General features: G+C 74.0%; 8 protein-coding genes. 7 read left to right on the top strand and 1 reads right to left on the bottom strand.

Annotation, left to right across the window (positions count from 1 at the left end; genetic code table 11):
- Positions 1-177: 177 nt before the first annotated feature.
- The 5 genes from AC0B9F_RS05710 (at position 178) to AC0B9F_RS05730 (ending at position 9,922) form a co-directional block, all read left to right on the top strand.
- Positions 178-3,807 carry an FHA domain-containing protein gene (locus AC0B9F_RS05710; protein ID WP_471998935.1) on the top strand — a complete coding sequence of 1,210 codons (3,630 nt, stop codon included), beginning with the start codon at positions 178-180 and terminating at the stop codon, positions 3,805-3,807.
- Positions 3,808-4,021: 214 nt separating this feature from the next.
- Positions 4,022-5,413, top strand: coding sequence for an ABC transporter substrate-binding protein (locus AC0B9F_RS05715; RefSeq protein WP_471998936.1), 1,392 nt, complete (start codon positions 4,022-4,024; stop codon positions 5,411-5,413).
- A 4-nt stretch (positions 5,414-5,417) separates the two neighbouring features.
- Positions 5,418-6,761 (top strand): carbohydrate ABC transporter permease, encoded by a 1,344-nt coding sequence (locus tag AC0B9F_RS05720; RefSeq protein ID WP_471998937.1) that lies wholly within the window; start codon positions 5,418-5,420, stop codon positions 6,759-6,761.
- A 91-nt stretch (positions 6,762-6,852) separates the two neighbouring features.
- Positions 6,853-7,767: a carbohydrate ABC transporter permease gene (locus tag AC0B9F_RS05725; RefSeq protein WP_471998938.1), complete on the top strand. Its 915-nt coding sequence runs from the start codon at positions 6,853-6,855 to the stop codon at positions 7,765-7,767.
- A gap of 442 nt (positions 7,768-8,209) precedes the next feature.
- The gene (locus AC0B9F_RS05730) at positions 8,210-9,922 is read left to right on the top strand and encodes a hypothetical protein (RefSeq protein WP_471998939.1); all 1,713 of its coding nucleotides are present in this window, start codon (positions 8,210-8,212) and stop codon (positions 9,920-9,922) included.
- A 52-nt stretch (positions 9,923-9,974) separates the two neighbouring features.
- Here the strand turns inward: AC0B9F_RS05730 and AC0B9F_RS05735 are convergent, their stop codons facing one another.
- The gene (locus AC0B9F_RS05735) at positions 9,975-10,388 is read right to left on the bottom strand and encodes an organic hydroperoxide resistance protein (RefSeq protein ID WP_471998940.1); all 414 of its coding nucleotides are present in this window, start codon (positions 10,386-10,388) and stop codon (positions 9,975-9,977) included.
- A gap of 142 nt (positions 10,389-10,530) precedes the next feature.
- Here AC0B9F_RS05735 and AC0B9F_RS05740 point away from each other — a divergent pair, with 142 nt between their 5' ends.
- Positions 10,531-11,019, top strand: a complete 489-nt coding sequence (locus AC0B9F_RS05740; protein ID WP_471998941.1) for a MarR family winged helix-turn-helix transcriptional regulator — start codon at positions 10,531-10,533, stop codon at positions 11,017-11,019.
- An 82-nt stretch (positions 11,020-11,101) separates the two neighbouring features.
- Entirely contained in the window at positions 11,102-12,352 is a 1,251-nt protein-coding gene (locus tag AC0B9F_RS05745; protein ID WP_471998942.1) for a glycosyltransferase 87 family protein, read from the top strand.
- The last annotated feature ends 153 nt before the right edge of the window (positions 12,353-12,505 follow it).

Consider the following 12,505-nt stretch of genomic DNA (forward strand, 5'->3'; position numbering starts at 1 on the left):
GTGCCGCCCCGGTCAGGCACTTTTGCGGGCAGAGCCGACCAATCAAGATCACTTGTCCTGGACACGTGGGCGTGTTGTCAGTGGCAGGTGCGAGGATGCCTGAAAGCAACTGGCCGTCGTGCTCGTGTGGGGTGGGGGGAGTCCGCGCCGCCCGCGCAGAAGGGACCGCTGACGCCGATGCAGATCCGGCTGACCGTCGTAGATCCGCAGGCCCCGCACCCCGGGGGGCGCGGCCGCGCCGCGAGCTGCGACGTGCTGGTGACGGCCCCCGCGGGCACGGCTCTGGCCGCGGTGGCGTCGGCGCTCGCCGCGGCGGTCCAGGCCGGTGACGGCCCCGTGGTGATGTACGCCGGCGCGGACCGGCTCGACGCGCAGCGCTGCACGCTGGGCGAGCCCCCGCTCACCGACGGCGCGGTCCTCTCCCTGGGCGCGCCCGCCGACCCCGAACCCCATCCCGAGCTGGACGACGCCCCCGCCCAGCTCCAGGTCGTCGCCGGTCCCGACGCGGGCGGCGTCCATCTGCTGCACGGCGGCGAGGTGCGGGTGGGCCGCTCCGCCGACGCCGACGTCCCGCTCGACGACCCGGACGTCTCCCGGCTGCACTGCGCGGTGACCCTGTCCGCCGACGGCCGCGTCACGGTCGCCGACCTGGACTCCACCAACGGCACGACGCTGGACGGCACGCGCGTGAGTGAGCGCCCGGTGCGCTTCGCGCCGGGTTCCCTGCTCCGGATCGGCGAGTCGGCGCTGCGGCTCGCCCCGCCCGGCGGCCCCGGTACGCGCGTGGCGACGACACCGGACGGCGAGGGACACGTGCGGGTGCGGGCGGCCGGGGGCGCGCAGGCGCCCGGGTCTCAGCCGCAGGGCAGCGGCCCCCGGCCGCCCGCGCTCGCGGAGCCCGCGACGGTGCCGGGCCAGGCCGGCGCACCCCGCGCCGAGAGCTACGGCGATCCCGCGGCGGCCCACGGAGCCCCTTCCCGTACGACGATCCCGGGTACGCCGGTCGCCGGGGGGCCGGTCCCGGGGGCGCCGATCCCGGGTACGCCGACCCCCGGTGCGCCGATCCCGGGCGCGCCGGTCGCCGGTGCGCCGGTTTCGCGCGCCGCGGCATCCGCCCCGCCCGGCCACCGCCGCGCCCTGGACACGCACGGTGGCGGCGTCCCGTTCGGTGCGCTCACCGACGCCCACGAGGCCGCGCCCGCGCACCCGCACTCCCCTCCGCACCCGTCCATCGAGGGCGACGACGCCGAGGCCGGTGGCCGCGGGGGCGGCGGGCGGCGACGCGGCGGGCTTTCGGCGTGGGCCCGCAGGCTGGCCGGCGGACGCGGCGAGCCGGAGCAGACGCCGGGGCCGCTGCCACCACAGCCCGACGAGCCGGCCGGCGAGCGGCCCACCCCTCTGCCGTACGCGACGGCCGACCCCGCGACGGCCCGCCCGGAGACCTGGCCGGACCCGGCGGCGCTGCTGCTCACCGCGCTCGGTCCCGGTCCCCGGCTGTGGGAGCGCGGCCCGGGTGACCCGGAGGCGCTCACCGTCCGGCTGGGCACGGCCGACCGCACCACGCCCGACGGCTCCGGCCTGCTGCCCGCCGTCCCCGTGACCGCGGGGCTGCGCGAGGCGGGGGCGCTAGGACTGGCCGGGCCGCGCCCCCGGCTGTCCGGACTGGCCCGCGCGGTGCTGGCCCAGCTCGCCGCGCTGCACTCCCCGGACGTGCTGGAGATCGTGCTGATCAGCGTCGACCGGGCCCGCACGCTTGAGGAACGCACCGCCGAGTGGGGCTGGCTCGGCTGGCTGCCCCATGTCCGCCCCGGGCACGGCCAGGACTGCCGTCTGCTGCTCGCCTACGACCGCGAGCAGGCCGCCGCCCGCACCGACGAGCTGCTGCGCCGCCTGGCGGACCACCTCGCCGACCAGCCACCGTCCGGCGCGGGTACGGCGTCACCGCCCAGCGCACCCACCGCACCCGCCGCGACGGAAACCATGGCGCTCACCGCACCGGCGAGCACCCCGACCGCCCCTGAGGCCGCCTCGGCACCCCCGCGGCGCCCCTCCTGGGCCCGCCCCGACGACGACGCCCACGACGACGCCCACAACAAGGTTCTCGATGACGCGCGCGGTGACGGCGTCCAGGGCGGGGCCTCCGCCTTCCCCGGTCCGTACACGGTGGTCGTCGTGGACGGCGACCCGGGCGGGGCCGGGCTGCGCGAGACGGTGGCGCGGCTCGCGCTGGAGGGCCCGCGCGCGGGCATCCACGTCGTGTGCCTCGCCGAGACGGCCCCGGCCTCCCCCGCCTCCCCGGTGACGGACACGTACGAGGCGGCCTGCGCGGTCGCGCCGACGTTCCGTCAGTGCGGTGCCGTGGCCCTGCTCAGCGGTGACGTGGCGAGCGCGCTGCGGCTGCTGCGGGTGGCGCCCGTGCCGCACCCGTCACCCGTCGGGCACGGCACGGTCGCGGTGGTGGACGCGGTCTCCACGGCGTGGGCGGAGCGGTTCGCGCGGGCGCTGGCGCCGCTGCGGCCCGACGGGCCCGGGGAGAAGCACGCGCGGGTGTCGGCTCCGCTGCCGTCGTCGGCCCGGCTGCTGGACGAGCTGGGTCTGGCCCGTGCCACGCCGACGTCGCTGATGGCGCGGTGGGCGGACGCGGCCGACGACGCGGAGGCACTCGGCGGGCGGGCCTGGGCGGTGCTGGGCGCGGGCCCGCGCGGCCCGGTCACCGTGGACCTGGTCGCCGAGGGCCCGCATCTGGTCGTGGAGGGGCCGCCCGGCAGCGGCCGCACCGAGCTGCTGCGGTCCGTGGTCGCCTCGCTGGCGGCGGCCGAGCGGCCCGACCGGCTCGGCATCGTGCTGATGGACGGCCGGGACCGGGTGAGCGGCGCGGGCGGCGACGGCCTGCACGTGTGCCGGGACGTGCCGCACGTCACGACCCATCTGACCGCCAACGACCCTGTCCTGATGCGGGAGTTCGCTCAGTCGCTGAGCGCGGAGCTGAAGCGGCGGGCCGAGTTGCTGGGCCGTTCGGACTTCGCCGAGTGGCACCGGCACCGCGAGGTCTCCGGCCGCATGGTCGCGCAGCGCACCGCACCGGGCACCCGCACCGCCCATGGCCTCCCGAGCGGCCTTGCGAGCGGCCTCGCGGGCACCACGGCCCCCACCGGCGGCTCCCCCGACGCGCCCGCCGGACCCCCCACCGCACCGGACGGCGACCCCGGCGCCGCCGACCTCGACACGCCGCCCAGCTCCACCCTGCGGCTGCGCCCGTCCGCCGCCGCCCGCCGGCAGACGCAGGCCATTCCCCCGCTGCCCCGCCTCGTGGTGGTCGTCGACGACCTGGACGCGCTGGTCTCGCCGCCGCTGGGCGCGCCGGGCCGGCCCGCCGCCGGTTCGGTGATGCGGGCGCTGGAGGCGGTGGCCCGGGAGGGCGAGCGGCTCGGCGTGCACCTGGTGGCCACGGCCCATCCCGGGGGCCGTACGGCCGAGTCGGAGCCGGTGCGGCGGGCGGCGCTGCGGATCGTGCTGGAGGCGCCGGAGGCCGGACCGGACGCCCCGTCGCCCGGCCGGGGCCGGCTGGCCGGAGCGCGCGGGCGGGCGACGACGTTCCAGGCGGGACGGGTGACGGGCCGTATCCCGCGTACGGCGACGCTGCGGCCCACGGTCGTCGCGCTGGAGTGGCACCGGATGGGCGACCCGCCGGCCCGCCGCCCGGTGCGCGAACTGGGCAACGGCCCGACGGATCTGGCGCTGCTCGCCAGCGCGTTGCAGAGAGCGGCGAAGGAGGTGTCGGCCACGCAGGTGCCGTCACTCCTTTAGCCCACTCGGACGGCTCGGCTCCCGGGGCGGGGCGGCGGAGGGCGGTCGTTTCCTCGACCGCGGCCACAACGACGCTGGAGGCCGATCACGAGGCGGTCACGATCCCCCGGTTGACACACCACGCGCTCTTGCCGACCCCCTTGACCCGGCGTAGACCAGACGGCACGGGGCAAACACTCGATCGTTCGACGACGAACGAAAGAACGGGGAAGTGATGCGCACCACGAGCAGCAGCACCATCCGGAACGCCAGGGGGGCGAGGGCCGCGGCGGCCGTGGCCGCGAGCGCCCTGGCCTTCTCCCTCGCCGCGTGCGGGGGCGGCGGCGACAAGGGCGGCACCGACACGGGCGGGTCCACACCCAGCGCCGCCGGCAGCGACAGCGGCCTGAACCTGCCGAAGCTGAACGGCACGCACCTGGAGGTCGCCGCCGTATGGACCGGCGGCGAGCAGGCCAACTTCAAGAAGGTCCTCGCGGAGTTCGAGAAGCGCACCGGCGCGAGCGTGACGTTCGTGCCCGCGCAGGACCCGATCGTCAACTTCCTCGGTTCGAAGATCGCGGGCGGGCAGCCGCCGGACGTGGCGATGCTGCCGCAGCCGGGCGCCATCAAGCAGGCCGTCGACAAGGGCTGGGCCAAGCCGGTCAACGCCGATGTGCTCTCCGAGCTGGGCAAGAACTACTCGCAGGGCTGGCAGAACATCGGCAAGGTGGGCGGCAAGCAGTACGGCGTGTACTACAAGGCCGCCAACAAGTCGCTGATCTGGTACAACGCCAAGGTCTTCGAGAACGCGGGCGCCAAGGAACCCAAGACGTGGAAGGACCTGCTGAGCACGGCGCAGACGGTGTCCGACTCCGGCGTCACCCCGTTCTCCATCGGCGGCGCCGACGGCTGGACGCTCACCGACTGGTTCGAGAACGTCTACCTCTCGCAGGCCGGTCCGCAGAAGTACGACCAGCTCGCCCAGCACAAGATCAAGTGGACGGATCCGTCCGTGAAGGACGCGCTGACCACGCTGGCGCAGATCTGGGGCAAGAAGGACTGGATCGCGGGCGGCCCGGACGGCGCGCTGCAGACGGAGTTCCCGGCGTCGGTGACGCAGACCTTCACCGGTGGCGACCAGCCGAAGGCCGCCATGGTCTACGAGGGCGACTTCGCGCAGGTCAACATCGGTGAGACCAAGGCGAAGGTGGGCACGGACGCGAAGGTGTTCCCGTTCCCGACCGTGGGCAGCACCGCGCCGGTGGTCTCCGGCGGTGACGCCGCGGTCATCCTGAAGGACTCCAAGGGCGCGCAGGCGCTGGCGAAGTGGCTGGCCTCGCCGGACGCTGCGACCATCCAGGCGAAGCTCGGCGGCTACCTGTCGCCGAACAAGAACGTGGCGAACTCGGCGTACCCGAACGAGGTGCAGCGCAAGATCGCCAAGGCGCTGATCGGCTCCGGTGACGACTTCCGGTTCGACATGTCCGACCAGGCCCCGCAGTCCTTCGGCGGCACGCCCGGCAAGGGCGAGTGGAAGGACCTGCAGGACTTCCTGAAGAACCCGGGCGACGTCGCGGGCACGCAGCGGAAGCTGGAGGCGGACGCGGCCGCCGCCTACGGGAGCTGACGCCATGGCGTCGGCCACGGCGGCGGGGGTCTCCAAGACCCCTGCCGCTCCTCGCAGGCGCAAGAGCGTGACCGGCACCCGCAAGACCGTGGCGGCGCTGTTCCTGCTGCCCGCCCTGGTGCTGCTCGGCGCGCTCGTGGTGTACCCGATCGGGTACTCGGTCGTGCGCAGTTTCTACGACCAGTCCGGCCATTCCTTCGCCGGCATCGACAACTACAAGGCCCTGTTCACGGACCAGGGCATCCGCACCGCGCTGAAGAACAACATCATCTGGGTGGTGTTCGCGCCGACGGTCGCCACCGCCCTGGGCCTGATCTTCGCGGTGCTGACCGAACGGGTGCGCTGGGGTACGGCGTTCAAGCTGGTCGTCTTCATGCCGATGGCGATCTCCATGCTCGCGGCCGGCATCATCTTCCGCCTGGTGTACGACCAGGACCCGGACAAGGGTGTGGCGAACGCGGTGTGGGTGGGCGTGCACGACACGTTCGCGCAGTCGTCGGCGTTCCCGAAGGCGCACCCGGGCCGCGACTCGCCGCTGACACCGCAGGGCGGCGGGTTCGTCACGAAGACGCCGGTGCAGGCGGGGCAGCCGGTCCTGCTGCCGCTGGTCGGCGTCGCGCCCGACCAGATGCCCGGCAGCGCGACGAAGGCGGTGGCGCCCAAGGCCGAGCCGGGGAAGATCACCGGCACGACCTGGCAGGACTTCACGCGCGGCAAGGGCGTCGGCAGGCTCGGCGCACCGGACCCGTCCGAACTCGGTTACGCCGGGATGCGGATCGAGGCGGTCAAGGACGGCAAGGTGGTGGCGTCGACGACGGCCGGCGACGACGGCACGTTCACGCTGCCGGACAAGGCCGCCGGGGCGCAGCTCAGGCTCCCGGCGAGCAACTTCAAGCAGCCGTACAACGGTCTGGACTGGCTCGGCCCGTCGCTGGTCACGCCGTCGATCATCGGGTCGTACATCTGGATGTGGGCGGGGTTCGCGATGGTGCTGATCGCGGCCGGGCTCGCCGGGATGCCGCGCGAGCTGCTGGAGGCGGCACGGGTCGACGGGGCCAACGAGTGGCAGGTGTTCCGGCGGGTCACGGTGCCGCTGCTGGCGCCGGTGCTCGCGGTCGTGGCCGTCACGCTGATGATCAATGTGCTGAAGATCTTCGACCTGGTCTTCATCATCGCCCCGGGCTCCTCGCAGGACGACGCGAACGTGCTGGCGCTGGAGCTGTACCGCAAGGGCTTCTCGGAGGACCAGCCGGGCATCGCGAGCGCGATCGCGGTGTTCCTGCTGCTGCTGGTGATTCCGGTGATGTGGTTCAACGTCAGGCGGCTTCGGCGGGAGGTCAGGCGATGAACTCGCATGCGCCTCGGACCGGCTGGGGGTCCGGGGGTCGTCCCCCGGAGACGGGCAGTGACGTCGGGCGGCTTCGGCGGGAGGTGCGGGGATGACGGCGGACGCCGGCAGTCTGACGCAGGCGGTGCCACCGCCGGCCGGGACGGTGAAGGCGAGGCGGTCGCCGGCCTCACGGCTCGCGGGCTGGGTCAGTGGCGGCGCGGTGCGCGTGTTCCTGATCGTCGTCGGCCTGTTCTGGCTGGTGCCGACGATCGGTCTGCTGATCTCCTCGCTGCGCTCGCCGCAGGACATGAGCGCCAGCGGCTGGTGGACGGTGTTCACCAAGCCGTCCCAGCTGACCTTCGACAGCTACTCCAAGCTGCTGCAGAACCCGGACATCACCAACTCGCTGCTCAACACCGTGCTGATCACGGTCCCGGCGACGGTGCTGGTCGTGGTGATCGGTTCGCTCGCGGGCTACGCGTTCGCGTGGATGGAGTTCCCGGGCCGCGACTGGTGGTTCCTCGCCGTGGTCGGGCTGCTGGTGGTGCCGGTGCAGGTGGCGCTGATCCCGATCGCCGAACTGTTCGGCAAGATCGGCCTGTTCGGCACGATCCTCGGCGTGATCCTGTTCCATGTCGGGTTCGGCCTGCCGTTCGCGGTGTTCCTGCTGCGCAACTTCTTCGCGGAGATCCCGCGCGAGCTGCTGGAGGCGGCCCGGCTGGACGGCGCGGGCGAGCTGCGGCTGTTCACGCGGGTCGTGATGCCGCTGGGCGGTCCGGCGATCGCCTCGCTCGGCATCTTCCAGTTCCTGTGGGTGTGGAACGACATGCTGGTGGCGCTGGTGTTCACCAAGTCCGGCACCCAGCCGATCACGGTCGCGCTGCAGACGCAGGTACGGCAGTTCGGCAACAACATCGACGTGCTGGCACCCGGCGCGTTCATCTCGATGGTGATCCCGCTGGCCGTGTTCTTCGCGTTCCAGCGGCAGTTCGTGTCCGGGGTGATGGCGGGCGCGGTCAAGTAGCCACGCGCGGTGGACGGTTGGGAGCGGTGAGGGGTGCGCCCTTCGCCGTTCCCCCGGATGCCGCAGGGGCCGTAACCACGCCCTCACCTGGGCCGTTGCCGGGCAAACGCCCGTGCCGACGGTAGGGATGCCCGTTGCCCAGGTTCAGTGTCATCGTCCCCGCGTACCAGGTCCTCACCTCCTTGAGGTCACCGGGAGATCCCATGCCGTCCAGTCCCTCGCGGCCCACTCCGACCCGGCCGCCCGTCTGGCGTCCGACCGGCCGACCGGGGGGCGGCCGGGGGGGCCGGGGGGCGGCCGCGGGCATGAGTGCAAGGCGCCGGCGGCCGATCGGGTGACGTAGCGCCCCGACGGGGTGAGCGTCGGCGTGGCCGCCGACGAGCACAAGCCTGTGCGGGCATATAAGCCCAATGCCCCGAATGTCCGATCACCCGATCGTCCGATGAGCGCGGACGCGCGCGCAGGCGTGAACGCGGGCGCGAGCACCGGCGTCGGCGCGGGCGCGGGCGCAAGCACCGGCGGCCTCGTCCGGCGGCCCGTGCGCGGCGCCACGGCGCTGCGCGGCGGACGGCTGTGGCGACCGACGCCGTACCAGGCCGCCGGTCTGCTGTTCTGGCTGGTGATGACGCTGGCGTACTGGCGGGTGCCGCTGTGCTGCGATGCCGGCCAGCACGCGGCGGTGATCGAGCGACTGCGGGCCGACCTGCTGCATCCGCGCCACCCGATGGCCGACCTGCCGGGCGCGGGCAGCCCGTACTACTCGCCGTACGCGCTGGCCGAGGGCGTGTTCGCACGGCTGACCGGGCTGGGCGGCTGGGAGGTGGTGCGGCTGGCCGGGCCGTTCAACCTGCTCCTGGTGCTGACCGGCCTCGGCCGCTTCGTGCGCACCCTCACCCCGCGCCCGTGGGCGCCGGTGCTCGCCCTGGGCGCGATGACGCTGCTGTGGGGCACCGAGCGGGTGGTGTGGAGCGGCTACCCGAGCCTGATCGCGATGACCACCAACCTCGGCTACCCCTCCACCGCCGCGCTCGGAGGAACGTTGTGGGCGTGGGCACTGACGGGCACGCGGGCCCGGGACACGCGCCGCGTGCGCTACGTCGGCCCGAGCGGCCTGCGGGGATTCGCCGGGTACGCGGCCCTGGGCGTGCTGTACGGCACGATCCTGCTCGTGCACCCGATCACCTTCGTGGCGACGGCGACGGGAGCGGTGGCCCTGGTGGCCGGCCGCCAGCGCGGCCGGCGTGCGGCGGTGGCGGCGCGCTGGGCGCTGACCTGCGCGCTCGCTCTGCTGACGGCCGCGCTCTGGCCGTACTGCGATGTGCTCGCGCTGGCCGGGAACGACAGCGTGGACACGATCCACCGGGGCCTGTACGACGATCTCGTGAGCCGCTTCTGGCTGGCGCTGGTGCCGGGGCTGCCCGCGCTGTGGCTGCGCGCCCGGCGGCACGGGCGGCGTGACCCGCTGGTGCTGATGTTCGTACTGGACTGCCTGGTCGTGGCGTACGGCTGGGTCAGCGGCCACTACACCTACGGCCGGGTGCTCGGCGCGGCCCTGCTGCCGCCGCAGATCGCGCTCGCGGTGGAACTGGCGGCGCCCCGGCCGTGGCGGGCGGGGCGCAGGGCGCTGGGGGCGGTGGCCGCCGTGGCGGCGGGGGTGGGCTTCTGCACGGTGCAGGCCGGGGCGGTCGTGCCGCGCTCGCTGGACCCGGTGGGCTTCGCGCAGCCGCCTCACTGGCCGTCGTACGCCTGGGCCGCGCGGTACGTCCGGCCGGGCGACGTGGTCATCGCCGACGGCTACCAGGCCAAGCGCCTGCTGCCCGGATACGGCCCCGACCTGGCCGCGCCGACCTGGCCGGACCCGGCGCTGGACGAGCGCGAGCGGCTGCGGCGCCAGGCCGACGTGGACGCCTACCTCGCCGCCGGCTCGACCCGCGCCGAGCGGACCGCGATCGTCCGCCGCTACCACGTGCGCTGGCTGCTGCTGACGCCGCGCCGCAGGCTGCCGGCGGAGGCGGTCGTGGTGACGTGGAGCGGGCGGACCGGGGAGGTGCTGGCGCGGGTCGGGGACACGGCGGGCGAGTCCCGGGCGAGGAACGCGGGCGCGCCCGCGACTCATAGGACGAGGGGCGCGGGCGGGCACGGGACTGCCGGGTAGCGGCACGGGCGCCGCGTGGCCCACTCGATGAGGGGCGCGGGCGCGCGCGGTACTACTCGATGACCAGGTCGACGGGGATGTTGCCGCGGGTGGCGTTGGAGTAGGGGCAGACCTGGTGGGCGGTCTCCACCAGCTTGCGGCCGGTGGCCTCGTCGACGTGGGCCGGCAGCTCGATGCGCAGGGTGACCGCGAGCCCGAAGCCCTCGCCCTGCTTGCCGATGCCGACCTCGCCGGTCACGGCGGCGTCGCTGACGTCCACCTTGGCCTGCCGGCCGACCAGGCCGAGGGCGCTGGCGAAGCAGGCGGCGTAACCGGCGGCGAAGAGCTGCTCGGGGTTGGTGCCCTGACCGTTGCCGCCCATCTCCACCGGGACGGCCAGCTGCAGGTCGAGCCGGCCGTCGGAGCTGACGGCACGACCCTCGCGGCCGTGGGTGGCGGTGGCGACGGCGGTGTAGAGCGTGTCCATGGCGGACCTTCCCTCTGGGAGTCGGTGACGAGTACAAGTAGAGCACGAAATTGAGTTGTGCACAATTGAATCGTTGTTCATTTTATGATGCGCTACTTTGCTGTACCCCACTGAATGGCCCCACCGGAGCTACCCTTGGTCCATGACCGCGATCACCCCGCCCCCCGCCGAGCAAGAGGACTGGCTCCGCCTGGACCGCCAGATCTGCTTCTCCCTGCACGCCGCGTCCCGCGCCTTCAACGGCGTCTACCGCGTGATCCTCAAGGACCTCGGGCTCACCTACCCGCAGTACCTGGCGATGCTGGTGCTGTGGGAGCGGGGCGAGCTGCCCGTCAAGAAGCTCGGCGAGCATCTGCGCCTGGACTCCGGCACGCTCTCGCCGCTGCTGAAGCGACTGGAGGCGGCCGGCCTGGTCCGGCGCGAGCGCGACGCCCAGGACGAGCGGTCCGTCCGGGTGCGGCTCACCGAGGAGGGCACGGCGCTGCGTGAGCGCGCCCTGCAGGTGCCGCGCCGGATCATGGCCTCCACCGGCTTCGACCTCGACGAGATCCGCGAGCTGCGCACCCGCCTCGACCGTCTGACGACGGCGCTGGACGCGGCGGCACACGAGGAAGGCTTGCCGCGGGGGTAGTTGCCCCGAATTGATGGCCTTCTGCGTCGTTGATCCCGGATAAGACCGGACATGGCGTTCATCCGGCTTACGATCCGCCGTGATGACAAGACGACTCGTTCGCGCCGTCCCGCTGACCGCCGCGTGGCTCGCCACCCGCGGCCTGATGCTGTGGGTGCTCACGCACAGCGCCCCGGCGGCGCTCGGCAACGGCAGGGTCGCGCACGAGGTGTGGGGGCTGTACCACCACTGGATGAACGTCCTCGCCCACGGCGCGTTCCCGGCGCACGACACGCTGTGGCAGTACCCGCCGGGCGCGGGGCTGGTGATGCTGTCGCCGGCGGCGCTGCCGGGACTGACGTACCTTCAGGCGTTCGTCGTGCTCACGCTGCTGTGCGACGCGGCACTCACCTTCGCGCTGGCCCGCGCGGGCGGGCGGGACGGCGGCAGCGGGCTCGGTGCCTGGTACTGGGTGTGCGGCCTGCCCCTGCTGCTGCATCTGCCGCTCGCCCGGTACGACGTGATAGTGACCGCGTTCGGGGTGCTCGCCCTGCTGACGCTGCCGCGCTTCCCACGCGTGTGCGGGGCGCTCGCGGCACTGGGGGCGATGGTGAAGGTGTGGCCGGTGCTGGTGCTGCTGGGCACCGGCAAGGGCCGGGTGACCCGGGCGGCGTGGACCTCGGCGGCGGTCACCGGCGCGGCGGCGTTCGCGCTGATCGGCCTGGCCTTCCGCAACTCCCTGTCCTTCCTGGGCAACCAGGGCGGCCGCGGCGTGCAGATCGAGTCGCTCGGCGGCACGCTGCTGGGTCTCGCGCGGCACGCCGGCTGGCCGGGCCGGGCGCGCTACCAGTACGGGGCCATGGAGTTCGTCGGCCCGCACGTGACCGCGGTCGCCCACGCCTCGCTGGCGCTGACCGCCGCGGCCTTCGCGCTGCTGCTGCTCTGGCGGGTGCGGGCCCGCCGCTGGAGCGGGGCGACTCCGTGCGACGCTGCGCTGTGCGCGGTGCTGCTCTTCACCGTCACGAGCCGGGTGCTCAGTCCGCAGTACCTGATCTGGCTCCTGGGGCTGTCCGCGGCCTGCCTGACCGTCCGGCGCACGGTGCAGCGGCCGGTGGCGGTGCTGGTCGCGCTGGCGGCGGCGGTGAGTGTGGTGGTGTATCCGGTCCTGTACCGCGAGGTGATCCTCAGCACGACCACCGGCGTGGCCCTGATGCTCGCCCGTAACGGCCTGCTCACTGCGGCCGCCGTCTGGTCCCTCGTACGGCTGTGGCGGGCCGCGCGGCCGGTCCGCGAACCGGTGCCGGTCCCCGACACCCGACGGGCCACGGATCGGGCGTTGAGCAGCGCGTCCTGAGACGGGGTGCCTGCGGCGCGCTGGGTTGTGTTTCGGGTGCGGGTTTCGTTGTGCCTGGTCGCGCCCACGCGGCGGAGCCGCATATCGACACAGCCCCGCGCCCCTTTGTGCCTGCGGCGGCCCGTTGCTGTCCGGTGGCCGGTTGCTGTCGCG

It is taken from the genome of Streptomyces sp. NPDC097129 (assembly GCF_055668065.1).